The organism is Blautia sp. OM07-19 (assembly GCF_003481595.1).
Taxonomy (GTDB): Bacteria; Bacillota; Clostridia; order Lachnospirales; family Lachnospiraceae; genus Blautia_A; species Blautia_A intestinihominis.
Genome location: NZ_QULA01000017.1, coordinates 63427 through 88154, shown reverse-complemented (window position 1 = coordinate 88154; position 24728 = coordinate 63427). Strand labels below are relative to the sequence as shown.

At 43.8% G+C, this 24728-nt stretch carries 17 protein-coding genes; 7 read left to right on the top strand and 10 right to left on the bottom strand.

The features are described 5' to 3' along the window. Positions 1-244 precede the first annotated feature (244 nt). Complete coding sequence (locus DXC01_RS12360) at positions 245-1093, top strand: DMT family transporter (protein ID WP_022213319.1); 849 nt, start codon at positions 245-247, stop codon at positions 1091-1093. 78 nt (positions 1094-1171) lie between these two features. Here the strand turns inward: DXC01_RS12360 and DXC01_RS12355 are convergent, their stop codons facing one another. The 4 genes from DXC01_RS12355 to DXC01_RS12340 all read right to left on the bottom strand — a co-directional run bounded on the left by DXC01_RS12355 (position 1172) and on the right by DXC01_RS12340 (position 8205). Continuing rightward, the gene (locus tag DXC01_RS12355; RefSeq protein ID WP_118699020.1) at positions 1172-4543 is read right to left on the bottom strand and encodes an EAL domain-containing protein; all 3372 of its coding nucleotides are present in this window, start codon (positions 4541-4543) and stop codon (positions 1172-1174) included. 892 nt (positions 4544-5435) lie between these two features. Beyond that, entirely contained in the window at positions 5436-6368 is a 933-nt protein-coding gene (locus DXC01_RS12350) for an AEC family transporter (protein WP_118699019.1), read from the bottom strand. 3 nt (positions 6369-6371) lie between these two features. After that, positions 6372-6929 carry an NUDIX hydrolase gene (locus DXC01_RS12345; RefSeq protein WP_118251895.1) on the bottom strand — a complete coding sequence of 186 codons (558 nt, stop codon included), beginning with the start codon at positions 6927-6929 and terminating at the stop codon, positions 6372-6374. After that, positions 6916-8205 carry a DNA polymerase Y family protein gene (locus tag DXC01_RS12340; protein ID WP_022215709.1) on the bottom strand — a complete coding sequence of 430 codons (1290 nt, stop codon included), beginning with the start codon at positions 8203-8205 and terminating at the stop codon, positions 6916-6918. The genes DXC01_RS12345 and DXC01_RS12340 overlap by 14 nt, the downstream gene beginning before the upstream one ends. Before the next feature lie 377 nt (positions 8206-8582). On the opposite strand from DXC01_RS12340, the gene DXC01_RS12335 reads away from it, so the two are divergent. Both DXC01_RS12335 and DXC01_RS20315 read left to right on the top strand, forming a co-directional pair. Beyond that, on the top strand, positions 8583-8885 hold the full coding sequence (locus tag DXC01_RS12335; RefSeq protein WP_118699018.1) for a hypothetical protein: 303 nt from the start codon (positions 8583-8585) through the stop codon (positions 8883-8885). 9 nt (positions 8886-8894) lie between these two features. Beyond that, a complete protein-coding gene (locus DXC01_RS20315) occupies positions 8895-9317 on the top strand; it encodes a transposase (protein WP_243111618.1) in 423 nt (140 codons plus the stop codon). A gap of 237 nt (positions 9318-9554) precedes the next feature. Here DXC01_RS20315 and DXC01_RS12325 read toward each other — a convergent pair whose 3' ends face one another. From DXC01_RS12325 to DXC01_RS12310, 4 genes are all read right to left on the bottom strand, one after another. Further along, complete coding sequence (locus DXC01_RS12325; RefSeq protein ID WP_118699017.1) at positions 9555-10259, bottom strand: hypothetical protein; 705 nt, start codon at positions 10257-10259, stop codon at positions 9555-9557. A 137-nt stretch (positions 10260-10396) separates the two neighbouring features. Continuing rightward, entirely contained in the window at positions 10397-12910 is a 2514-nt protein-coding gene (locus DXC01_RS12320) for a glycoside hydrolase family 3 protein (RefSeq protein WP_118699016.1), read from the bottom strand. 9 nt (positions 12911-12919) lie between these two features. Next, the gene (locus DXC01_RS12315) at positions 12920-13153 is read right to left on the bottom strand and encodes an HPr family phosphocarrier protein (RefSeq protein ID WP_118699015.1); all 234 of its coding nucleotides are present in this window, start codon (positions 13151-13153) and stop codon (positions 12920-12922) included. Between the two features lie 65 nt (positions 13154-13218). Then, positions 13219-14787: an alpha-L-rhamnosidase-related protein gene (locus DXC01_RS12310; protein ID WP_118699014.1), complete on the bottom strand. Its 1569-nt coding sequence runs from the start codon at positions 14785-14787 to the stop codon at positions 13219-13221. 145 nt (positions 14788-14932) lie between these two features. Here DXC01_RS12310 and DXC01_RS12305 point away from each other — a divergent pair, with 145 nt between their 5' ends. Both DXC01_RS12305 and DXC01_RS12300 read left to right on the top strand, forming a co-directional pair. Next, entirely contained in the window at positions 14933-15985 is a 1053-nt protein-coding gene (locus DXC01_RS12305) for an AraC family transcriptional regulator (RefSeq protein WP_118699013.1), read from the top strand. A gap of 122 nt (positions 15986-16107) precedes the next feature. Further along, complete coding sequence (locus DXC01_RS12300; protein ID WP_118699012.1) at positions 16108-17466, top strand: MATE family efflux transporter; 1359 nt, start codon at positions 16108-16110, stop codon at positions 17464-17466. A gap of 18 nt (positions 17467-17484) precedes the next feature. Here the strand turns inward: DXC01_RS12300 and DXC01_RS12295 are convergent, their stop codons facing one another. Then, positions 17485-19287, bottom strand: a complete 1803-nt coding sequence (locus DXC01_RS12295; protein ID WP_022215718.1) for a glycoside hydrolase family 2 protein — start codon at positions 19285-19287, stop codon at positions 17485-17487. 324 nt (positions 19288-19611) lie between these two features. Between DXC01_RS12295 and pckA the strand changes: the two genes are divergently transcribed. Both pckA and DXC01_RS12285 read left to right on the top strand, forming a co-directional pair. Next, entirely contained in the window at positions 19612-21216 is a 1605-nt protein-coding gene (pckA, locus tag DXC01_RS12290; RefSeq protein WP_118699011.1) for a phosphoenolpyruvate carboxykinase (ATP), read from the top strand. 126 nt (positions 21217-21342) lie between these two features. Beyond that, positions 21343-23112 carry an alpha-amylase family glycosyl hydrolase gene (locus DXC01_RS12285; protein ID WP_118699010.1) on the top strand — a complete coding sequence of 590 codons (1770 nt, stop codon included), beginning with the start codon at positions 21343-21345 and terminating at the stop codon, positions 23110-23112. A 125-nt stretch (positions 23113-23237) separates the two neighbouring features. Here the strand turns inward: DXC01_RS12285 and DXC01_RS12280 are convergent, their stop codons facing one another. Beyond that, complete coding sequence (locus DXC01_RS12280) at positions 23238-24722, bottom strand: AAA family ATPase (protein ID WP_022213676.1); 1485 nt, start codon at positions 24720-24722, stop codon at positions 23238-23240. Positions 24723-24728 lie beyond the last annotated feature (6 nt).

Sequence of the window (24728 nt, the reverse complement as noted above, 5' to 3'; positions counted from 1 at the left end):
TTCTTTAGTATAACATGGGAACATATAAATATCTATGATTACTTATGGGGCAAGTTAAGAGCTAAAGCAAGGGGTTTTACGACGCATTGGATAAAAATAATCATAGCATGGAAGCTTTTTACAGTAAAGCTATTCACAAAAAACTTCTTTCCCTCCACCGCCTGATATGTTACACTGAATTCTGATTTTACAAATAAAAAGGTATCATCCTCATCGGGATCTGCCTTCACACAGGGAGGAAAAATTGTATTATTTATTACTATCTATCACTTTCAGTGCATTCGTATCAATTACAATGCGTCTTTCAGACAAGCACATCCGAAACAATATGACCATGTTTCTCTCAAATTATGCTGTCTGTATCTTATTAGCCATATTATTTGGCTTACGTGTCAACACATCCGCATTTTCAGAAGGAGTGATTTTTCCAATAGGCATGGGACTCATCAGCGGAATTATGTACCTTGTCAATTTTATTCTGCTTCAGGTCAATATAAACCGAAACGGCATTGTATTATCAACAACATTTATGAAACTTGGCGTTATCGTACCAACCATTATGGCTGTTGTAGTTTTTCATGAAACCCTGACCCTTACCTCCATTGCCGGTATCTGTCTTGCACTGATCTCCGTCGTTATCATTAATCAGAATCCGAACGAAGTCAAAAATCAAAATGTTTCTTACCAGTTTTCTTTGTTATTGATTCTGTTAGCAGCCGGAGGTTTCACGGATTCTCTTGCAAACATCTACGACAAATGTGGTTCTGCATCCCTGAAGGATCTGTACCTGCTTTGTACATTTCTCTTCGCATTCCTGTGCAGCCTGATTATAAAGACTTACAAGAAGCAGCGTTTTACTTTCGCTGATCTCGGATGGGGAGCACTTATCGGTATACCAAATTATTTTTCCGCCAGATTTCTGCTACTGTCACTTTCACAAATGCCGGCAACCATCGTATATCCTGTATATAACATCGGTACCATTGTGTTTGTTACTATTACAGGTATGATCTTTTTTAAGGAACGTTTATCACTTAACAAATGGATCGCAATGGGAATCATTTTTCTGGCACTTTTCCTGCTTAGCATTTAACCAGCATCAGTGCCTCGATATGTAATACAGAAAAAAATATCCGATACAGAACGCTTATGTTTCTATACCGGATATTTTTTATTTCTTCTCTATAAATTGTCTTACAAACTCATCATAGCCACAAGGCCTTCCCCAGAAAAATCCCTGTCCGAAATCTGGTTCAAGCTTCTGGATCTTTGCCCATTCTTCCTGGTTTTCAACACCTTCAATACAAATCTTCAAGCCAAGATTATGGATCATCCTGCAGAACTGTTTCAGCAGATAATACTCTTTTTCATCTGCCACAGCACTCGATGTAAAAGAACGGTCAATTTTGATGATCTCCGGATCAAGTTCACTGAGATAATGGAAATTAGAATAGCCGGTTCCAAAATCATCCAGTGCCAGTTTAATTCCCATACGCTTTAATTCCTTTAGGAAATGCTGCGTATTAATATCTCCCTCCAGCAGATCACTTTCCGTCAGTTCAATATTCATTGCTTCCGGTGAAAGTCCTGCTTTTTCCATCTCGTCTGCAATATCTATGATCACATCTGACTTTGATACCTGTACCTGGGAAATATTTATATTGACTTTAAATCCAGGAATCACTTTTCTGATCTGACTACATTTTTCCATTGCTTCTTTCATCATCCAGCGTCCTACCGGAATGATCAGGCCTGTCTCCTCCAAAATTGGAATAAATTCTACTGGAGATACCATTCCAAACTTTGAAGAAGAAAAACGCATCAATGATTCAGCTCCACTGAGCCTGCCACTTTTAGCTTCGATCACTGGCTGGTAAAATGCCACAAATCCCTGGAATCCATTTCTTGTCGCCTCTCTGAGTTCCTGTGTAATTTCTCCTTTTCGAATAAACCGACTATAGTCTTTTTCATCAAATATATAACAACGATTTCTTCCGCGCTTCTTTGCCTCATTCAATGAAAAATCTGTCAGCTTCATAACTTTTGAATATTCAATATTCTCAGAACTGTGCAGAGCCAGACTTCCTCCTGAAATTGTATACATTACCTCAAAATCATTTTCTTCAACAAACTGATCGATGGACTCCCTGATCTTTATAAAAAGTTTTCCTGCCTCTTTTGTATCATCCGAGGAAACATCCAGAATTAAAAATTCATCTGCCATCAGTTTATATACTCTTTGTTTTTCTGACATACACGAAGAAATACATGCCGCTGTTTCTCTCAGTATAAAGTCTCCATATTCCATACTGAATTTCTCATTAATTTCTTTAAAATGATCAATTCCAACACGCAACAGATATCCCTTCTTCCAGGTCGGAACCGGATTACTTATGTATTCACGGAAACCAGTTTCACCCAAAAGCCCGCTGACATTGTCCGCTTTTTGTTTTCCACCAATCTCATTGATGCAGCCAATCATATAAAGAGGCTTCATTTTGGCATCGCGTATCAAATGTCCCTTGCATTTGATCCAGACAGGCCTTTTTTTCAGATCCATCCAGCGATACTCCATATTGTGAGTACAGCGCTCTGTACTTAGCAGATCATCAAATTCTGCTTTCAGCTTTGCATAATCAGACCCATAGACAAAATCTCTGTGATACTCCATTACCTTGTGAAAAGCATTTTTCGGAATACAGAATCGCTCCAGTGCCTGTGGCGCAATATAATAATAATCTGTCCTGAAATCTATAACATACGGATAATTATCGGTGGTAGGACTGATAAGATCAATCATACTGCAAAGCTCATCCAACGGCATATCCTGATATTTTTTCTCGTGGAGGATCACTTCATCAATAATATCTTCTGCAGGATGTTTTTCCATATAGGAAAATGTATTTTCCGTCCCCGTTGTCTTTGCAACTTTTTTCCTGCGTTTCTGGCGATACAGCATCGTATCACTTCGTCTTACTATGTCCTTAAAATCAATATCTGTATCCGGAATATAATATGCATATCCTGTTGAAATACTCAACTGATAACTAAGATCACGTGACGTTTCTTTCAAAGTCCGTTCCAGTACATTTATGCAGCCAGGAATCTGTTCCTTTTCCTCACTATGATACACATATGCAAACTCATCACCGCCAATACGAAAACAGTTTTTTTCATTTTTGAACGCACGCCGGATACACTGGTAGCAAAGCTTCAGTGCTTCGTCTCCCTTTTCATGTCCGAAATTGTCATTGATCTCTTTCAGATTATCTACATCAAGTAATACAACACCTGTCGTCCGCAGCTCAATTTCCTGCTCATCCAGATATTTGATCATGTTTTCGTAGGCATTTCTGTTCATCGCTTCCGTCAGCATATCCATATTTGCCATCTTCTGCAGATATGCAATTTTCTGTTTCTGAACATACTGGTCATAATATCTGTATACCTGTATCCAGATCAGCGAAACAATAAATCCCATGGTTCCAAGCGGAAGGAATATGGACGTAGTTTCAAAATTTCTGATATAATACAAAGCAAGTTCTGCCGCACCAGATACCATTATGATATACAATGGATACTTAAACTCCCGTGCTGCTTCATTTTCTATTTTTTCTGCCTCATAATGAATCAGCATCAATGTATAGACAACTGTAACCAGCATTAATATATGCGTCATCGGAAGCATAAGGAAAATATCTATGATTCCTGCACACTGAAGTATGACCTGTACTGCCATATTCAGCAGGAACAAAATTGCCAGGTATAACACGCCTTTACGATACTTGCTTTTGCAGATATCATATAAAAGAAAAGTAAATGGCACCGGAAATAGCAAAAAGGAAAAAAGATCCACAAAATAAAGAGTTCTTCCATCCGGGATCAGAAACTGCATAAATCCACACTGCTGCAATGACCATATCGCAATCAGCAAAGAAAAGATTCCAAGATTCAATAAAATCTCATTTTTGCCCACTGATTTTGCTCTGTTCTTTTTTCTCATACTCGAAAAGTACAAAATCAGACTGACTGTCCCAGAAAACAAAATCCCACAGCTGATAAGCAATATCCCGAAACTGTCTTTCAGAATTCTCAGGACACAATCGCCCCTCGTTCCAAAAGAAAGTGAAAACTCATTTCCATAGTATTTCGAATATACCGGAAGTATCCGTACCTCCAGTTTTTTCCCTGCACTATTCTCTGGAAGATCTACAATATGCCAGCAGGAACCCGGTGATTTCAGAAATTTAGGTGCATTTTCATCTCTGCCATACTGGTAAATTTCTTCACCGTCAAGAAGAACCTCCACAGCTGTATGCGTGGTTTTAAACAAAAGCGACCGTTGTCCATTAAACTCCTCCGGCAAAACCATGTTCTCTGTCTTGATCTCGCCCTCCACTTCCTGCGTTGCTTCAAATGTCACAGTACCGTCAAAAGACAACTTCTCTCTCGATGTACTCTGATTATATATCCATGTGGAAAAAACAATGGCAAACAATCCGAAAGTAACCAATGCAATCCATAGTCTTTTTTGTATTTTCATATTTCCCCTCATCCATAAATTTAATAAACAAGTGTAACTTTTTTAGTATACACCTTATCTGCTTATCTGACCAGAGATTACGGGGATTTTGTTCATTTTCTCTACTGTGACTCTTCCCAATACTCCTCTGCATCCTGAACATCTTCAAATTCGTCCATATGATCAAAATAAAACTCCTCTGGATCATCATAATCTTGTACATCATACATGTCCTTGGCATTAGATAATTATTCATATCCAATGCCATTACTCTATTTATTTCTTGTAAATCTTTACTTACTTTAATATCATCTTTATTTTCCTTTAACTCAACTATCCTAAGTAATTCAGGCTCAATTATTGTTTATTCGTAACTGTTCAGTACCCTCACAGTTACGAGTCAAAATGCATTCCAAATCACCTTCGGTGATGGCATTTTGCCTTGTATGTCTCGGGATTTTGGCAAAAACATGCCAAAACACCTCGCGGGATACTACCTACTGAATAGTTACGTTTATTCATTTCTTCAATATCCTAAAAAGCGCTTGCAATACCAACAATTTTATTATACAGTATTATTGTTATTATATTTTGTTAGAACTCAGTATTTTAGGCTTTCTGAGTCTTGGAGTCACAGCGGAGATAATCACTCTATTTTTAATGATAATACAAATTGTTATCGCTTTAAAGGGAGAGATGCCTATGTGTTCAAACAATAAATTGGTGGTATACGGCGCGTACGGGGTGGTCAATTTATCTATTCTCCTTAAAATACTGGTTCAAGCGCGCTTAGGAGGTTCAAATCCTCCCCGTCCCGATTATTACAGGTTGCCTTTTGCAACCTTTTTTTATGTCAAAAGACACCAACCTCTCAGTCAGTGTCTCAATCTCTAATCTCAATTATTCAATTTCCTCACATCACCATCTCAAACAATCCCACCATCACCGGCATAGTCGCGATCGACAGCAGTGTCGTTAATACATACAGCGAACTGGAATACGCCGCGTCTTTATCATAGAGCTGTGCCATGGAAGTGACGGTTGCGCAGGCGGGTGTTATGGAGGCGAGGTAGACAGTCAGAAGAATCTGTTTAGAATCCTGTATGCTGGCGAATGTCTGGATTACTTTCATCAATCCCAAAACAAACACCGGGTAAATGAACAGGCGCAGTGCGGCGGAAAGGTAGATTCTTTTTCTGGTGAATACAGTTTTCAGTGGGACTTCTGCGATGACCATTCCTGCCAGAAGCATGCCGAGTGGACCGATCATGTTGTTCATCATGTTCAGGACGTCCTGGGCTCCGGAGGGGAGCTGGATTCGGAAGATGAACAGTACTACTCCGGCTATGATGGAGATGATGTTTACGTTCAGAAGTACTTTTTTCCACTCGAGTTTATCTTCTTCGCAGAGCATATTTTTGCAGTGAGTCCAGATCAGGATGAGCTGGACGGCAATGTAGGCACTGGAGTAGATGACGTATTCCTGACCAAGTAATTCCTGTACCAGCGGGATTACGAGGATTCCTGCGTTTGAATAGATGATCGTTGCGCGTTCGATCACGTCTAAATGGAGTGGTTTTTTCAGGATTGCGGTGAGGAGCAGAAACAGGATATGTACTGCAACTGCTGCCGCGCATGCCAGAAGCAGGCCTTTCTGAACATCGGGTGTGTATTCTACCTGAAAGGCATTCAGAATCACGCACGGGATGACCAGATAAACCATGATCACGGACACGCTTTTGCTCTCCGATGACTTCATAAGTCCGGCTTTTACAACTGTATATCCCATAAACATGATCACAAAAAGCTTTATGATTTCTTCCATTAATAATAAACTGATCTGCATTTTTTACACCTGCTTCTTTCTCAAAAATCTCCGTACCACCTCAAACCCGCCGCTCGGCACGCAGAATTTGTCTCGGGATTTCTGGCATTCTTCATACGTGTCTTCGAGGTCGAACCATTCTACAGATTCTACTTCTTCTTTCTGTAAAACAAGGTCATTGATGTCTACCGGCTGGCTGTAGATGTAGACGAAGGCTAGTTCTTCGTCGCGGAACAGTTTGCCGTGGAATTCTTTGGCGAAGGAGATGGGGAAGGTTCCGGCGAATTGGAGCTGGACTGGAGTGCCCTGGATGCCGAGTTCTTCGTGGAGTTCGCGGAGTGCGGACTCCAGGGGCTCATCTCCGGCCTGGATGTGACCTGCGGAGGAGGTGTCGAATTTGCCGGGGAAGGAGTCTTTGTTCTTGGAGCGTTTCTGGAGTAAAACTTCGGTTCTTCCATCTTTTTGGCGGATGATCCAGATGTGAGCGGTTCGGTGAGGGATGCCGTCTGTGTGTGCTTTCTCGCGGGTTACTGTCTTGCCTGTTGGATTTCCTTTTTCGTCTATGATGTCAAATATTTCCATTGTCGTCTGTGCCTTTCTTCGCTTGTCTGCCGCGTTTTGTTTCGAGTTCATTCTGCATCTGTGCGCGGGCTTTTCGCGCGATGCCGGAGTTGCTGTTCATGATGCTCGCGCGGGTGATCTTGTCGTTGCCGTATTTCTGCCGGATCGTATCGAGTGCCGCGTCCAGTTTCCGGTGGCGTTCTTTGTTTTCGGTGTTTTCAAATAAGGATAACTGTTCGTATTCGTCGTCGGAAAGGTTCGTGAGTGCTACTCCAATCAGCCGGAGGGGTTCGCCTTTCCAGAATTCGCGGAAGAGTTTTTTGGCCTGTTTGTATATCTCGTCTGTCACATCTGTTGCATTCTGGAAGGTTGCCTGGTGGGATTTCTTTTTGAAGTCCAGTGTACGGAATGTGACAGCTACGGACAGGCATTTTTTCTGCTGCCTGCGCATTCTTGTGGCTACTATATCGCACTGTTCCAGAAGGATCGGGAAGACCTGTTCCAGCGAGATAATATCTTCATTAAAGGTGGTTTCTGCGCTGAATCCTTTTGCTTCGTCTGCCTGTTCTTTGACCGGAGAATCATCGTTTCCGAGGGCATACTGGTGAAGCTGGTGTCCGTTTTTGCTGCCCAGTAATGCCTGGATATCAGTCTCTTTTGCACGGGCAAGATCACCGATTGTATGGATGCCGATTTCGTTCAGTTTCTTCTCAGATGCTTTCCCAAGAAAGAGCAGGTTTCGGATGGGAAGCGGCCACATTTTTGTCTCAATCTCATCTGGAAAAAGGGTGTGGACTTTGTCTGGTTTTTCAAAATCGGATGCCATCTTTGCCAGCAGTTTGTTGGTAGATACGCCTACATTTACGGTGAATCCCAGTTCTCTGTGTATCCTGTCTTTGATCTCATGGGCGGCTGCGATCGGGTCCGGATAAAGCAGGGACATTCCTGTCATATCGAGAAAAACTTCATCGATGGAAAAGGATTCCATAATCGGTGTATACGAAGCGCAGATTTCTTTGAACGCTCTGGAGCATTTCACATAAAGATCAAAATCGCTCTGTACGATCACGAGCTCCGGGCATTTCCGAAGTGCCATTGCCATCGGTTCTCCTGTCTGGATTCCGTATTTTTTTGCCGGAATGGATTTGGCTACTACGATTCCGGTACGCTTCTTCGGATCACCGCCAATGCATGCCGGAATGTCCCGAAGATCCGGCAGTCCCTGGTCTATCCTTCGCACGGATTCCCAGGAAAGAAACGCGCTGTTTACATCTATATGAAAAATCAAACGGTCCATACTTATCCCTTCCTTTCGCTGTAGTTTCATCTCTTACATATGTTCGAAGTAGGTTGCCACGTCCAGATATGCCTCTATCAGCTCTTCCAGTGTCATTTTGCCCTCTACAAAAATCAATAATACCAATCTTTTCTTATTATATCATGCTCTGTCGGGCGCATCCTACAAAATTTTACATTTTTTTGTATCCAAGCAGTTGCTTTTACAATGGAAGCTCCAAAAAACTGTCGTTTATCTACTTTACAAACACGCAAATTTTTTATAAAAAAATAGAAAAAAGGGAGTTTTATTGGACTGAATAAAGAGTATAATAGAAAGTGCAAGAACAAATAGGACTTGCCCATATCAGTATAAAATAGAAAGGTTAAGAAGCAGATATGAAGATTACATCCAGCTATGGCGTAGAATTACGAAAACATAATATCCCGATACGTCAGACGCTGGATGTTTACAGGTCTGCTGTCAGTTATCTGACAGAAATTTATGAGCAGGTATGGGAAGAACTGGAAAGTATTCAAAAAGCTAAGAAACGTTTCAATGAAGCAGAACACCTGATACATACAACGAAAAAGAATCAGACCCGTTTTGATTTTGATGTTCTTTTCCCAAAGATGCCTTGCTACCTAAGAAGGGCAGCCATCCAGCATGCCCTGGGAAGCGTATCCTCTTCCAAAACTTGAATGAGATTGTTGGAAAAATCAGTCCAGATAGAAGGAAAGCCGAAACTTGTATATGAGAACCATGCAGATATAATTGTTTTCGAATACCTGAAGACAAAAGGAAAGATATCCGGGAGAAAGAAACAGAGACTGCATCTGTGGAGAAAACGGGATATCCAGAAACGCTGTGAGCATCAGGCACACAGAAACGGAATGAGAATATCAAGGATCTGCGCATGGAATACCAGCAGGCTTGCGTATGATGGAACAGGAACGGTTGCCCATGATTCAAGAAATCACAGCCTGTGTGTGTTTCAGACAGGAAAACGATATAATTGTGACTTGTCAGCATCGTACAATATTGGAGCAAGATATTTTATCAGAGAACTTTTACCCCCTTCCGGTAACGGAAAGGTCTTTGCTGGAGGCAAAAGTCCCTGCAGTAAAACGTAGAACCTCATGTGTTTATGCGGACCTGAGGAAACTCAGTTCAGAAATGAACTTAAGAGCCGCATAAATGCAGGCAGATATACAGCGGACTACCTGTCATGTGGGAACCTGCCGTATCCGGCATGCACCAGTTCTGTCTGCATTGCAATTTATATGCTCGTATAAAATAATTGTGCAATATAAAAGAGAGCTCAAAAGGCAGTTTCGCATGGCCGATTCTTCCTTTTCAGGTCTCTGTTTTTATTCTTTTTTCTGGTATTTTGTGCGGAGCAGCCATTTCTGGTCGATGACTTTGAGTTCTTCTCCAAACCGGATATGAAGGCTTACGGAACCTGTTCCCTGTTCGATTTCTTCAATGTATCCTTCTCCGAATTTCGGATGACAGATCACTTCTCCCACCTCATATTTCACGATACTTGCCTGACTGTTTTTGTGCTCCTGCTGCCTCCTATATGTGTCACGGATTGCCACAGTCTTGTCGTGGATCGGACTTTTGAGTTTCTTTTCGTAGTCATGTTTCATCAGGGCTTCCCCTGCCTTGTAGTAAGGTGTCGGCGCGGCCCCTACCAGAGAACAGCAGTATTTCCACGCGCTTCCGTGAAGTCCTGGCTGCCACTGATATTCACGTGGGATCGTGATATGATGTTCCATGTAGTGGGCATATTCGTGTCTGTAGAGATCCATCCGGTCTTCTTTTGTAAGAGGATTTTTTACCCCGTATCCTACGAAGAGAAGGGAAAAATGAAAGTGTTCTTTTTCATGATGCCCTGCTCTTGTATAGGAACCCAGAGTGTCTGTTTCAAATCCAAAAGTGATCGGGATCTGGGCTCCGCGAAGATGAAATTTCCGATCCAGTTCCCGGTAGAGGGCACGGATCTGCGCCGTCAGTATTGTCGTTTCTTTCTGTAGTGTTGCATACAGATCTGTATAATTTCTGTCGTCCATGATTTCTCCATTTGTATTTCGTTCACTGATTCTCTATCATATACTGAACTTGCCATCTTGTAAACCAAAAATATGCACAAAAACAGGACAACATATAGCTTTCACTACTGCTGTCCCGTTTCTATCTCATTTATTTTTTACTGAAGATACTGGTTAGATTTCCAGATCACACTCACCAGTCGTGCGATACACGCTTTCAGGTCTTCGATCTTAAGAGTTCCCTCTGCCAGTTCTTTGTGCATATTATCGTGATCTCCGAAGCATCCCGGCATTACCAGGTCGTTTCCTGCTGTCATGCAGCCGGATGCTGTACAGTTATCTCCCTGTTCTGTAGTCGTCCAGTCTGTCATGATCGCACCTTTGAATCCCCATTCATTTCTTGCGGACTCTGTGCAGAGATCATAGTTGTTTGCTGCATGAACACCATTGATCAGGTTGTAGCTGGTCATGATGGATATCGGCTGTGCCTGTCTGATCGCGATCTCGAATCCTTTCAGATAAACCTCGCGAAGTGCACGCTCAGATACAACGCTGTTTGATCCCATACGGTTGTCTTCCTGATTGTTGCATGCAAAATGTTTGATCGTTGTTCCACATCCATAATTGGACTGCACGCCCTCTGTCATAGCTGCTGCGATCGTTCCGGATACATATGGGTCCTCTGAGTAGTACTCGAAGTTTCTTCCACAGAGCGGATTTCTGTGGATGTTCATTCCCGGTGCCAGCCAGAGTGTCACGCCGAAGTGCTCCATCTCGGTTCCGATCATTGCTCCGACTTCGCGGATCAGCTCCTGGTTCCAGGTCTGTGCAAGCAGAGTTCCTACCGGAATCGCTGTACAGTACTGATAATATCTTTCTCCCGGAAGTTCTCTGGAATCATCATAGAATAATCCACCTTCCAGACTGAATTCGAACGGCATGCTGACAATGCTGCCTTCATTGACATGATAATATTTCATCAGTCGAAGTCCTGCCGGTCCGTCTGCAAAGACGATGCTTGCAAGTCCTTTATCTACAGCACAGCGGTGTGTCTCTCCTGCAGAACCCGGAACAGAAATGCCTGCTGCCCCAAGGTTTCCCCCCTGTGCTTTGCCCGGGTCTCCGGCTGCCAGATCGATCAATTCTTCTTCTGTCAGGGTATTTACAAAATCCATCGCCTCTCTCTCATAGAGGTCGGCATTTTTCTTATATTCTACAGTCTCTGTCGTAATGTCTGCCGCATGAAGTTCCAGAACGGTCATCGCCTGCTCTCCGGCAAGTTTCTCTGCTGTTTCTGTGCGTTTTGCTGTTCTGGATGGTTCCTGTACGATTTCTTCCAGATCCTGTTTCAATGGGAAGAGGTTTTTGACCTGACGTTTCGTCACTGTGGCATCCAGTTTCATGCCTCCACAGAGTTTCGCACTGGCAAGGCTGTTTCCGATCCAGATGCCGTAGAAGCCTTTTTCCAGGATCCATGCTGCGCTCTCTTCATCGTAGGAAGTCAGTGCATCTACTGTCACTTCCATGGTGACTTCTTCTGTTTCGCCAGGTTTCAGTTCGGCAGTCTTGGCGTAAGCTGCCAGACGGTGTGCTTCTTTTTCCAGAGTGCCTCCCGGCAGGGATGCATAGACCTGTACGACTTCTTTGCCGGACACTTTGCCTGTGTTCTTTACAGATGCTAAAATGCTGATTTTTTCAGCGGATATTTTTACCAGACGGTAGTTGCTTATCTCAAAGTCTGTATAGGAAAGTCCATATCCGAAGCCATAGCGGACCGGAACTTCAAAGGTATCGAAATAACGGTATCCTACATAAATTCCCTCTTCGTAAAGCTCGGTCTGCACATTTCCGTTATTATGTGAAAACTTCTCAGAATTCGGATAATCCTCATATTCATATGCCCAGGTATCTGCAAGTTTGCCGGATGGATTTACCTTGCCGGAAAGGATGTCGGCAACTGCATTTCCGCCTTCCATGCCAGGCTGTACGATCACCAGAAGTGCTTTGATGTTCTCGAATTCATCCATGAAGGAAAGATCCACCTGTGCGCCTGCATTGATCAGAACAATGACATTTTTGTAATATGCACAGATGTCTGCAAGTATCTGATATTCGTCGTCGTTCAGATAATAATCGCCCTTGTCAGCAGTACGGTCGGAACCTTCTCCTGCGATCCGGCTCAGAACATAGATTGCTGTTTCCGTATCTGCGTCCTCAGCTGGTTTCTGTACCTGATCTCCGGCTGGCATTTTGAATGGAGTGGTGCTGTATACCGAAAAGAAATCCATGGTGTCCGCGCCTTCACCCGTTTTTGAAAGGATACTTCTCTTCCATTCCTGGCGTGCATTCTCGTAGATCTTGTCGTAACTTGCGATCCAGTCTTCTGTTGTCACCTGAAATCCGGCGTTTTTGATTCCCTGGAAAACGGAAACATTTTCACGTTCATTGACATCTCCGGAACCTGTTCCTCCTTTGATGGTCCTTCCTGCGCCTGCGCCATAAAGTGCAACGTTGCTTCCGGCTTTCAGGGGAAGAAGATTGTCTTCGTTCTTAAGAAGAACGATTCCTTCTGCTGCTGCACGGCATGCAACCTTGCGGTGTTCTGTCTCCCATGGCTGAACTTTCGGATCTGTGGTGCCGGAAAATGCTCTCTCTTTCAAAATTCGTGTCATGATTATTCCTTATTCCTCTCCGATAAAATCTGCAAATGTTTCTTTTATTTTCTGCTCATCCTCCGTACCTGCATTCAGGATCAGCGGCTTGCTTAAGTCCAGGCCGAAAATTCCCATGATGGATTTTGCATCTACATAATATTTACCGCTCTGCAGATCCATATCACAGTCAAATTTACTGCAAAGTTTGTTAAATTTATCTGCGTCCTGCATAGATACGATCTTTACTGTTAATTTTACCATAATCTGACTCCCTTTTCACGCTTTTATTCAGGCGGATCTTCCGACCCGCCCTGCTTATTGTTTATTTAGTTAAAGTACTTTCTGAGAAGATAAGTCGGTGTGCAGCTCCATGCGTGGCAGTAGCTGTTTACAATGCTGCTTCCATATGGAGATTCTGCCGGGTTTTCCGGATTGTAGAGTTCCCAGAAGGTATCTGCACCGTGGCTGATCATGCCGCCCCAGTAATATTTCATGTATTCCATTGCCTGGTCTTTTTTGCCGCACATCAGAAGTGCTTCCACATAATGATGGTTCATGTACGGAGAGACCATTCCTTTTTCCGGTTTCAGCTCATCCAGCTTATCGAGCATTGCACTGCCTTCTTCGATGCTGACTGCACCTGCAAGGATTAGCCATACCTGGCTTGCGTAGTTGATCTGTTTTTCCTCGCCACTTACGAACAGGCCTGTTTTCTCATCCAGAAGATATTTTCTGACTGCTGCAGTCTTTTCTTCTGCTTCTTTTGCAAGTTCTTCTGCTTTTGCTGTATCTCCAAGGATCTCTGCGATCTTCTGTACTTTTTTTGCACAGTAGATGTAAACGCCCTGCATTGCAGTCTGTTTGTTCAGTCCTTCCGTCCAGTCGATGAAGCCCCAGAATCCTTCGCCGTTTTTCATCAGATGTCTCGCATCAAACTGCTCTCCGGCGATCTCCATCTGGCGGTATGCACATTCGCTTAAATCTTCCAGCGTTTCTCTGTCGCCGGATGCCTCATAGTAGTCCAGAAGCGTTGCGCCGAAAAACATGGAATAGTCCAGAAGGAAAGTATCATCTACGATAAATTTTGGCTCTGTGAACAGGCAGGCACTTACCTGACCGTTGTCTTTTGTCTGTCCTGCGAACAGGTACAGGCATCTTTTTACCAGATCCATGTTGTGGAATGTTTCGTAGTTTGCAAGTGCCTGAAGTCTCAGGTCTCCGAGCCACAGACGGCGGTCTCTCTTCGGTCCGTCCTCAAAAACGGACTGCATACAGTTGTGCAGGGTACGAAGGCTGACTTTGTCCAATTTACGGATCATTTCGTCATCACTCTCTACCGGTTTCACATCTTCCATGCGGACAGAAGAAACACTGGTGCAGTATACATCTTCCACTACCATCTGCCATTTCAGTGAGGTATCGATTGCCTCGATCTCCATATAACGGAATGCGTATCTTCTTGGAAGTTTCAGTTCTGCCGGAAGGACATCGATATGGATGAATTCTTCCTGGATCCAGCCACGGCTGATCCATCCATCATAATCTGCGGAATCCTCAGTCATCTCTTTTGCGATCTCACCAAATTTCAGTCTGAAAAATGCCGGTGCATCCTGCGGGCTTCCCACAGAATTCAGTTTCAGAGTGACATATCCTACCTGATGATCACCGAAATCCAGGCAGATCCTGTCGCCTTTTGCCATATGATAGGTGGAAAGATTTTCGATGTCATCTTTTTTCGAAACTTGCAGAAAAACCTCCTCTGTCTTTACGATATCTACGATAGAAACCGGACGGACTACTGTCTTGATAAGTTCCGGTGCACACGCTTCTGCTTTTTTTACAAAATCATCATTGGTTACTCGAACCATATTTAAATCAATACTTACTGCTGGCATTCTGCTTTTTCCTCCAATTTTTTCTATATATCACTTTACCTTTTTCTGCTGTATTTTCCAATTGTCTTTTTTTCTGTAAAACAGTGATGTTTTTTTCGATAAATATGCGCTATACTTTTATTACATAATAAGGGAGAGGTTCTATATGAAACTTACCAGAGAAGAATTTCGGAAATACATCTTTTCTTACACTGAAGATGAAGCCTTTTATAAAAAACTTTATTTACAAAAAAAGAAGGATCCTGAGACATTTCAGGACTACTGCCTCAATCTGGATCGAAACTTTATTTTGGAACATCACCTGTATGTTCCTGAACTTCTGAGCGGATCCTGGTCTCCTTATATGGAAGAAAAAGATTTCTTTCAGGATACGGTCGAGAATATCATGCTTTACAAGCACTACCGCTACACGCCTGTTTTTTCTCATGAGCATGAATTTTTTGAGATCCTCTGTGTGTATGACGGCACTGCTGATACTACGATCCAGGGGATACGGCACACGCTGCATACGGGTGATATCTGCATCATCCCGCCGAATACTACACATAGTGTCGGAATCTTTGATGACAGCACGGCTTTTAATATCCTGGTGCGCGGTACAACATTTCAGTCTACTTTCTTCCAGTCACTGACGGCTGACAGTTCCCTGGCACAGTTTTTTGCACATGTGCTGTACCGCAAGACGGAGGGAAATTATCTGATCTTCCATAGTGGAGATGATGTACGGATCCGCGATATGCTGGAAAATCTCTATATTGAGTATCTCGGCCACGAGAAATACAGCTATACCTTTCTCAACTCCATGCTGGTCATGTTCTGGGCGATGCTGCTTCGTTATCACGAGAACGATATCGAATCCATACTTACAAAGGATACTGCCGGAAATTCTGTCACAGAGATTCTGAACTATCTGAACCAGCATTACCAGACAGTTACGTTGAGCGAGACAGCCAGTCATTTTGGTTACAGTATTTCCCATTTCAGTACCCTGATCAAAGAAAGTACCGGAAAAACTTTTCTTCAGATCATCCGGGATATCAAGCTGAATCAGGCGTGCCGTGCACTGCGGGAAACTTCCCTGAGCAACCCTGCGATCTGTGAACTTGTCGGATATGAAAGCCCGGAACATTTCATGCGTACTTTCAAGAAAACTTACGGGATGACTCCCGGTGAATATCGCAGGAAAAATAAGGAATAAATTTTCACAAAAATAAATTTTTTTATCTTCCTGACTTTTTTTGTATATTCTCTTTACAATCCTCGAATCCTGTCGTATCTTAAAGACAGGTGAGAAAATCAATCAATATCGAGGTTTATGTTATGTGTGAAAATTCAAAGAAAGAGGCCCGTTCGATCACGATGACGACGGGCTCTTTGTGGAGAAATATTTTTCTGTTCAGTATTCCGCTGATGTGCTCTCAGCTTCTGGAAGTTATCTTTAACTTAAGCGACGTTGCTGTTGTTGGCCAGTTCGCAGATTATAAGGCACTTGGAGCGGTCGGTTCTACGACGCTGCTGGTAACATTGTTTGTGGGATTTCTGATCGGTATGGGCAGCGGTGTTAATGTCCGGGTCGCCCACGCACTTGGCTCCGGGGACCGACAGGTCACTGAGAACACCATTCATTCAGCTCTGCTCCTCTGTGCACTGATGGGACTGCTGGTCGGTGCTGTGTGCTTCTTCTTTTCCGGCGGGATGCTTAAACTTTTGAACACCAAGGATGATCTGATCGGGCAGGCTTCCCTTTACCTGAAGATTTACGCGGTCGGTCTTCCTGCGATGGGTGTTTACAACTTTGGTAATGGAGTGTTAAGTGCCCGCGGAGATACGAAACGCCCGCTTTATTATCTGGCTGCAGCCGGTGTTCTGAATGTTATTTTGAACCTGTTTTTTGTCATCGTATTACATATGGCAGCCGCGGGTGTTGCCACAGCTACTGCGATCGCACAGTATGCTTCTGCCGCTCTGATCATGACGCATCTGCTTCGCCGCAGGGATGAATGCCATGTTTCACTGAAAAAAGTCAGACTGCACAAGGACACCAGCATTGCCATCCTGATGATCGGGGTCCCGGCAGGTATCCAGAATGCGATCTTTGCGATCGCAAACCTGTTCGTACAGAGCGGTGTCAATTCCTTTGATACCTATATGGTCTCCGGAAATGCGGCGGCTACCAATGCGGACACGATCATTTATAATGTCATGTATGCTTTTTATATCGCATGTTCCAGTTTTATGAGCCAGAACTACGGTGCAGGAAACAAAAAAAGAGTTCTGAAGAGCTACTTTATCAGCCTGTTTTATTCCTTCAGTATAGGACTGATCCTTGGACTGCTCCTCTTTCTCTTTGGTCATCAGTTCCTGTCACTGTTTGCCACGGATGCTGCCGTTATCGATGCCGGCATGCAGCGGATCAAGATCATGGCGTTTTCTTACTGTGTGTCCTCTTTTATGGACTGTACGATCGCCGCATCCCGTGGGATCGGAAAGACCATCATCCCGACGATCATTATCATCATGGGCTCCTGCGTCTTCCGTATCATATGGATCTACACGATCTTTGCCTGGGTCCACACCATCCCGGCACTGTTTCTTCTGTATCTGTTTTCATGGATCATCACATCGATCGCAGAGATCATCTACTTTACTGTCAGCTACCGGAAACTCAGCGTCCGGTAGCTGATTTTTTATTCTTTATTAAAAAGGCTCGATCTTCCGCACTTCACGATCATAAGTAAAAACACCGTTGACCTCTTCTTCCACATCTGTCCACTGTGTGTAGATACTGGCACTTAAGCCCTGTGGGATCAGATTTCGCACACCCTGCCATCTTTCGAGGAAACGCTTCTCGAGATCTTTTTTGTTTTTGCAGATTCCATAGCCGTATAGTTTTTCTTTTGCACAGTGACCTGGTTCCCGATAGCTGTAACCGCCAAATTCTGAAAGAACGGAAGCCCTCTCTCGTTCCGGGCGGATGAACAATTTAAAGAAATAATTATGCAGGCTGGAAAAATCTCCGCCTCCCTGGTCAAACCATCCACTTGCCTGATCGATCAGCCGGTTCGGATCAAGTCTGCGGACGATCCTGGTCATATCCTCTGTCTGAAACTGTCCCCAGCCTTCGTTGAAGATCACCCATGCCGCAATGCTGGGATGATTTCCAAGAAGCCGGATCGTCTCTTTCATTTCCCGGATAAATTCCAGGCGGCCGGCTTTTGCTTCTCTGGAAAGCAGTCTCGGATAAACGTCACGCATTGGGATCCGAAGCCAGGAAAGCAGAGTCGCACCGTAAGTTACAAACCAGTGTTTATAGTAACTTCCACCATTGACCATATCCTGCCAGACTACGATTCCAAGTCTGTCGCAGTGATAATACCATCGCTGCGGCTCGATCTTGAGATGCTTCCGCACCATGTTGAAGCCGGTCTTTTTCATTTCCTGGATGTCAAAGATCATCGCTGCATCAGATGGCGGCGTGTACAGACTCTCCGGCCAGTATCCCTGGTCGAGCACGCCATTCTGGAATTGTACTTCGCCGTTAAGACAGATCCGCAGGAATTCCTCATGAACTTTCGTTTCCAGAGAAAACTTCCGCATGGCGAAATAGCTGATGGCTCTGTCGTCTCCCAACTTTACTTCAAAATAATAAAGATACGGAGTTTCACAGTTCCACAGAGAAATGGACTCAATCGGGATCTCGATCCATTTGTCACTTACAGCCAGTACTGCTGTTTCCAGCATATCCTCTGTAGAAATCTGTGACGGTTTCACTACCGGATCTGGATAAAGTCCTGGTTTTCGTATTTTTATTTCTATCGGAAGATTTCTGGAAAGTTTATCCACATTCTTTTTATCTGTACTATAACTGGAACTTACTTTGATCCTGATGATCTTTTTCTCGATATCCGGAACTGTTTTTATTTCTTTTATGTAGGTTTCCGGCACTTTTTCCAGCCATACTGTCTGCCAGATGCCGCTCTGGGCGGTATAAAACATGCCGCCTGCATTAAGTTTCTGTTTTCCCTTCGAATGGTAGGAAGTATCACTCAAGTCTTTGACAGCTACTATAAGTTCATTTGCGCTTTCCTGCGCGTATCTGGAAATATCCACTTCAAACGGAAGATATCCTCCCGTATGACGTTTCACCTTATGTCCGTTAATCCGAACTTCACAGGACTGATCTACCGCACCGAAATGGAGCAGGATGCGGTTTTGCCCCTTTTCTCTGTCCCAGCCCGGAAGATCGAAATTTCTCCGGTACCACAGATATTCATCTGGTTTAAGCTGACGTCCGACTCCTGAAAGAGCTGTCTCAGGCGAAAACGGCACGAGGATCCTGCCCTCATACTGCTGTGGCTGTTTATAGTCTATAGTAAAAGCATAATCCCACCAGCCATTGAGGATCTGATAATCTTCTCTCATCAGAAGTGGTCTCGGATATTCCTCCAGCACATGATCCCTGTCGAGATTTTTTCCCCATCTTGTGTAAAGCTGCTTCATAAGATTCCCGTCCTTTCTGATGATATTTCTGCCTGGTGATGCCAGCAAATGCTTTCTATATTATATATAGAAGATTTTTTTTTATTCATTGTACATTTGGGGAATACTTATGTCAAGAAAGCAGGATAATGCTGAAATCACTGCCCAAACACGACATGCAGTGTTAAATTATTATCATTTTTTCAAAATTTAATGGTTTTTTTATTGCTTTTATTGATGAATTATGTATAATAATCTCTATGAGAAGTCGGAGTGTTCCACTTCTTAGAGGTTAAAGCAGCCAGCATATAGATGGCTCCAATAAAGAAGAGAGGTAAATGTAAGATGGCAAAAATCGATTTAACTAAGTATGGCATCACAGGTACAACAGAAGTTGTATACAATCCTTCTTATGAAGTATTATTCGAGGAAGAGACTAAAGCAGGTCTTGAAGGCTTCGAAGTAGGACAGGAAACAGAACTTGGCGCTGTTAACGTTATGACAGGTATCTATACAGGACGTTCTCCTAAAGATAAATTCATCGTTATGGATGAGAACTCCAAAGATACCGTTTGGTGGACTTCTGATGAATACAAGAATGACAACCATCCTGCAACACAGGAAGCTTGGGCAGCTTGTAAAGCACTTGCTCAGAAAGAACTTTCCAACAAGAAACTTTTCGTAGTTGACGCATTCTGCGGTGCTAACGCTGATACTCGTATGGCTATCCGTTTCATCGTTGAAGTTGCATGGCAGGCACACTTTGTTACAAACATGTTCATCCAGCCAACAGCTGAAGAACTTGAGACATTTGAGCCAGATTTCGTTGTATACAATGCTTCCAAAGCAAAAGTTGAAAACTACAAAGAACTTGGCCTCAACTCTGAAACAGCTGTAATGTTCAACATTACATCCAAAGAGCAGGTTATCATCAACACATGGTACGGCGGAGAAATGAAGAAAGGTATGTTCTCTATGATGAACTACTTCCTTCCACTGAAAGGCATCGCAGCTATGCACTGCTCTGCTAACACAGACATGAATGGCGAAAACACAGCTATCTTCTTCGGACTTTCCGGAACAGGTAAAACAACTCTTTCCACAGACCCGAAACGTCTCCTGATCGGTGATGACGAGCACGGCTGGGATGACAACGGTGTATTCAACTTTGAAGGCGGATGCTATGCTAAGGTTATCAACCTTGACAAAGACTCTGAGCCGGACATCTACAATGCAATCAAACGTAACGCTCTTCTTGAGAACGTAACAGTTGATGCAAACGGAAAGATTGACTTCAACGATAAGAGCGTAACAGAGAACACTCGTGTTTCCTATCCGATCGACCACATCGAAAAAATCGTTCGCCCGATCTCTTCTGCACCGGCAGCTAAGAACGTAATCTTCCTGTCCGCAGATGCATTCGGCGTACTTCCTCCAGTATCTATCCTGACAGAAGCTCAGACACAGTACTACTTCCTGTCCGGATTCACAGCAAAACTTGCTGGTACAGAGCGTGGAATCACAGAGCCTACACCTACATTCTCAGCTTGCTTTGGCCAGGCATTCCTGGAACTGCACCCAACAAAATATGCAGAAGAGCTTGTTAAGAAAATGGAACAGAGCGGAGCAAAAGCTTACCTCGTTAACACAGGATGGAATGGAACAGGCAAACGTATCTCCATTAAAGACACTCGTGGTATCATCGATGCTATCCTCAACGGAGATATCAACAACGCTCCTACCAAGACAATTCCATACTTCAACTTTGAAGTTCCTACAGAACTTACAGGCGTTGATACAGGAATCCTTGACCCACGTGACACATACGCAGATGCTGCTCAGTGGGAAGAAAAAGCAAAAGATCTTGCTGCAAGATTCATCAAGAACTTCGCTAAATATGAAGGAAATGAAGCTGGTAAAGCACTTGTTGCTGCTGGTCCTCAGTTATAATTTCATATTTGAACCAAAGAGGGGCTGCCGTACATACGGACAGCCCCATTATTTTTTACCGGGCATGTTCTGTTTCATGCAGCATTCCGGCGATAAAAAAATAACTACGAAACGAGATGATAACCTATGAGTTGGTACAATGAAGCAATTTTTTATCACATCTATCCACTTGGACTTTGCGGTGCACCGAAACAGAATGAGTACACCACTCCTGTCCACCGTCTGAACACTCTCCTCCCATGGATCAACCACATCAAAGAGATCGGATGCACCGCCCTGTACATCGGACCTCTCTTCGAAAGTGTCGGACATGGTTATGAAACCACCGATTATAAGAAGCTTGACTCCCGTCTTGGAACAAACGAAGACCTGACCGCTTTTGTCAAAGCATGTCACGAAAAAGGCATCAAAGTAATCTTCGACGGTGTATTCAACCACACAGGACGTGATTTCTTTGCATTCAAGGATATCCAGAAGAACCGCGAACATTCTCAGTACCTTAACTGGTACTGCAATGTCAATTTCTGGGGAAACAATGAATACAATGACGGATTTTCCTATGACAACTGGGGCGGATACAATCTGCTTGTCAAGCTGAACCAGCGAAATCCGGAAGTCCAGAATTATATCTGTGATGTGATTCGCTACTGGGTTTCTGAGTTTGATGTCGATGGAATCCGTCTGGATGCCGCTGATGTCCTGGATTTTGATTTCATGCGTGCACTCCGCCGTACTGCCGAGGAAGTCAAACCTGATTTCTGGCTGATGGGTGAAGTTATCCATGGCGATTACAGCCGCTGGGTAAATGGCGAGACACTGCACAGTGTCACAAACTATGCTCTGCACAAAGCTCTTTACAGTGGACACAATGACCATAACTATTTCGAGATCGCACATACAGTGAAATATCTCCAGAACATGGGAAATCTTGATCTGTACAACTTTGTTGACAATCACGATGTAGAACGAATCTACACCAAACTGTCCAATAAAGCGCATTTTAATCCGGTTCATGTACTTCTTTATACTCTTCCGGGAGTTCCAAGTATCTATTATGGTTCTGAGTTTGGAATTGAAGGACGCAAGGAACGTTCCTCTGATGACAGCCTGAGACCTGCCCTGGTTCTTGCAGACTACGCAGATGCGAAAGAAACAAATCCATGTACAGCTCTGGTTGCCGCTCTTGGAAAGATCAGACAGAATACCCCGGCTCTGAGCTACGGAAGTTATGCAGAACTGCAGCTTACTAACCGCCAGTTTGCTTTTGCCCGTGATCTGGACGGTGTGCGCGTGGTCGTAACTGTCAACAATGATGACAACGATGCTTGGATGAACCTCCCTGCCGGAAATGCATCTGAATATGTCGGCACTCTGACCGGTCAGAAAGTTTCTGTCGAGGGCGAACGCATCAATGTATGTGTTCATGCAAACAGCGGTGAGATCTGGGTACCTGCCGGTGATATGCCGGAGTACACGCCTGTCAAGGTAGAGGTGAAGGAAAAAGCTGTTAAAGAATCTGTCAAAGAAGAGACTCCTGCTGCCGAAGAGACTGCTGTTGCTGAAGAGACTACAGTTGCTGAAAAAACATCTGCCACAAAGACAGAGGAAAAAGAAACTGCTTCCGAAAGTACAGATGTAAATACTATCAGCACTGCCACAAAGGAAACTGCCGCTACAGAAGAAAAAGTTACCGAGGCATCAGAAAAATCCACAGCAAAAGAACCTGTCAAGGTTGACCCGAACAAGGCTCCGGAAGGCATGACCGTCGAAGAACTCCAGGCTGCCATCCTTGCACAGATGGCTAACAACGGACCTGTCACCGATCAGATGAAAAAGACTGTCGATGACAACATCTGGCATGATTCTCTTGTAAACTGGCTCAAGAGTTTCCGATAAAATCAAAGAAACATATCTGCAATATCAATTTACGCAGATAATATACAGACAGGGAGCATTTCCACTATGGATCTGCTCCCTGTCTGTATTCTATACTATTTTGTTTATATACTGATCTTTGCGCCTTACTCAAATAATTTCTTCACCATCTCTGCATCAAATGTTACAGAGGATACCTTATTTACCTCGATCTGATACAGCGCATTTGCTGCGATATGCTCTGCCGCCTGCTCCAAATCACGGATTCCTGTAGTATCCGCAAACTGCTCGATCACTGCATCCAGTCCATCCGGTGCGATCACGCACTCTTCTTCTCTTAAGTTCATTCTCTTGAGAACTTTTGGAAGGGCAAATTTGGAGAAGATGACTTTCTTCTCTTCTGCTGTATAATCCGGAAGTTCAATGACCGCAAAACGGGACATTAACGGTGCACTGATCTGTGCTTTGTCATTTGCTGTTGCGATCGGATATACACCGACGGTCGGAACCATACATTCCATGTAGTTGTCTGTGAATCCCAGGTTATCGAGAAGTGTCAGAAGCACGTCTGCCGGATTTCCGTTTCCTTTACCGTTGGTTGCTTTATCCAGCTCATTGATGATAAATACAAGATTGGATTCTCCTGCCATGGAAAATGCCTCCATGATGATTCCCGGTTTGGCATTGGCATAAACACGGGAACTTCCTGTAAGCTGCTCAGGATCGTTGATGGAACTCATATCAAGAGTTGTCCACGGAAGTTTCAGGATACGTGCTACGGCATATGCGATCTGGGATTTACCTGTTCCTGCCGGTCCTACAAGCAGAAGTCCATACGCCGGAAGTGTATGGGTACGGTTAATCTGAATGATCGTCTCGATGATTCTCTGTTTTACTTTCTCCATTCCGTAAAGTTCTTCGTCAAGAATACGGCGTGCCTCTACCGGGTCGATGGATTCAAAGTAATTATTCTTCCACTGGATGTTCATCATAATGGACAGTGCTCTCTGTGCATGTCTTCTTTCTTCCTGAGAGACCTCATGGGAACGTGCTACGGCAAGGTTTCGTCTTGCCCAGAGGCGGATGTTATCCGGCATGGTCCTTCCCGCACAGGTCATAAAGTCTGTGATGCTCTGGATACTGGTGAGCTTCATGTTGTCGCCCTCTTCATTCTCGTCCTCGTTCTCTGGAAGTTCTGTCGGTGCATTGCTTGCGAGCAGACGCTCGATCATAAACTGAAGAAATCCATCCTCTGCAGAAAGCTTGGTGCCGCCTCCGAATGCGGTCTCTCGGATCTTGTAGACTGCATAGCCTTCTCCAGTATTCTGTCCTGATAATCGTACACTGATATGGTTTTCACCAAGCCATTTGACAAGGCTTACGAAACGTGCATCGATCTTGAGGATATCTGCCGGGAATACGCCATCCTCTTCTTTGAATTCAAAAGAAGATTTCTGGTTTGGATTAGAGAATACGCCACAGGAATGATGATTCCACTGGCGGCTTGTGTTGTCCAGGACCAGGATCGGTTTCTCCGGAGATGGTTTTGTTTCATTGGAGCGGAATGTGGTGTAGGTGCATTCCGGATCTTTCTTTTCGGTTGTTGCATTGCTGAAATCAAATACAGGCATAACGGC

What these genes read in the sequence shown, in the direction of transcription:
- DXC01_RS12355 (WP_118699020.1), bottom strand. Translation starts at nt 4,543, where the DNA reads ATGAAAATACAAAAAAGACTATGGATTGCATTGGTTACTTTCGGATTG.
- DXC01_RS12350 (WP_118699019.1), bottom strand. Translation starts at nt 6,368, where the DNA reads ATGCAGATCAGTTTATTATTAATGGAAGAAATCATAAAGCTTTTTGTG.
- DXC01_RS12345 (WP_118251895.1), bottom strand. Translation starts at nt 6,929, where the DNA reads ATGGAAATATTTGACATCATAGACGAAAAAGGAAATCCAACAGGCAAG.
- DXC01_RS12340 (WP_022215709.1), bottom strand. Translation starts at nt 8,205, where the DNA reads ATGGACCGTTTGATTTTTCATATAGATGTAAACAGCGCGTTTCTTTCC.
- DXC01_RS12335 (WP_118699018.1), top strand. Translation starts at nt 8,583, where the DNA reads ATGAAGATTACATCCAGCTATGGCGTAGAATTACGAAAACATAATATC.
- DXC01_RS12325 (WP_118699017.1), bottom strand. Translation starts at nt 10,259, where the DNA reads ATGGACGACAGAAATTATACAGATCTGTATGCAACACTACAGAAAGAA.
- DXC01_RS12320 (WP_118699016.1), bottom strand. Translation starts at nt 12,910, where the DNA reads ATGACACGAATTTTGAAAGAGAGAGCATTTTCCGGCACCACAGATCCG.
- DXC01_RS12315 (WP_118699015.1), bottom strand. Translation starts at nt 13,153, where the DNA reads ATGGTAAAATTAACAGTAAAGATCGTATCTATGCAGGACGCAGATAAA.
- DXC01_RS12310 (WP_118699014.1), bottom strand. Translation starts at nt 14,787, where the DNA reads ATGCCAGCAGTAAGTATTGATTTAAATATGGTTCGAGTAACCAATGAT.
- DXC01_RS12305 (WP_118699013.1), top strand. Translation starts at nt 14,933, where the DNA reads ATGAAACTTACCAGAGAAGAATTTCGGAAATACATCTTTTCTTACACT.
- DXC01_RS12300 (WP_118699012.1), top strand. Translation starts at nt 16,108, where the DNA reads ATGTGTGAAAATTCAAAGAAAGAGGCCCGTTCGATCACGATGACGACG.
- DXC01_RS12295 (WP_022215718.1), bottom strand. Translation starts at nt 19,287, where the DNA reads ATGAAGCAGCTTTACACAAGATGGGGAAAAAATCTCGACAGGGATCAT.
- pckA (WP_118699011.1), top strand. Translation starts at nt 19,612, where the DNA reads ATGGCAAAAATCGATTTAACTAAGTATGGCATCACAGGTACAACAGAA.
- DXC01_RS12285 (WP_118699010.1), top strand. Translation starts at nt 21,343, where the DNA reads ATGAGTTGGTACAATGAAGCAATTTTTTATCACATCTATCCACTTGGA.
- DXC01_RS12280 (WP_022213676.1), bottom strand. Translation starts at nt 24,722, where the DNA reads ATGCCTGTATTTGATTTCAGCAATGCAACAACCGAAAAGAAAGATCCG.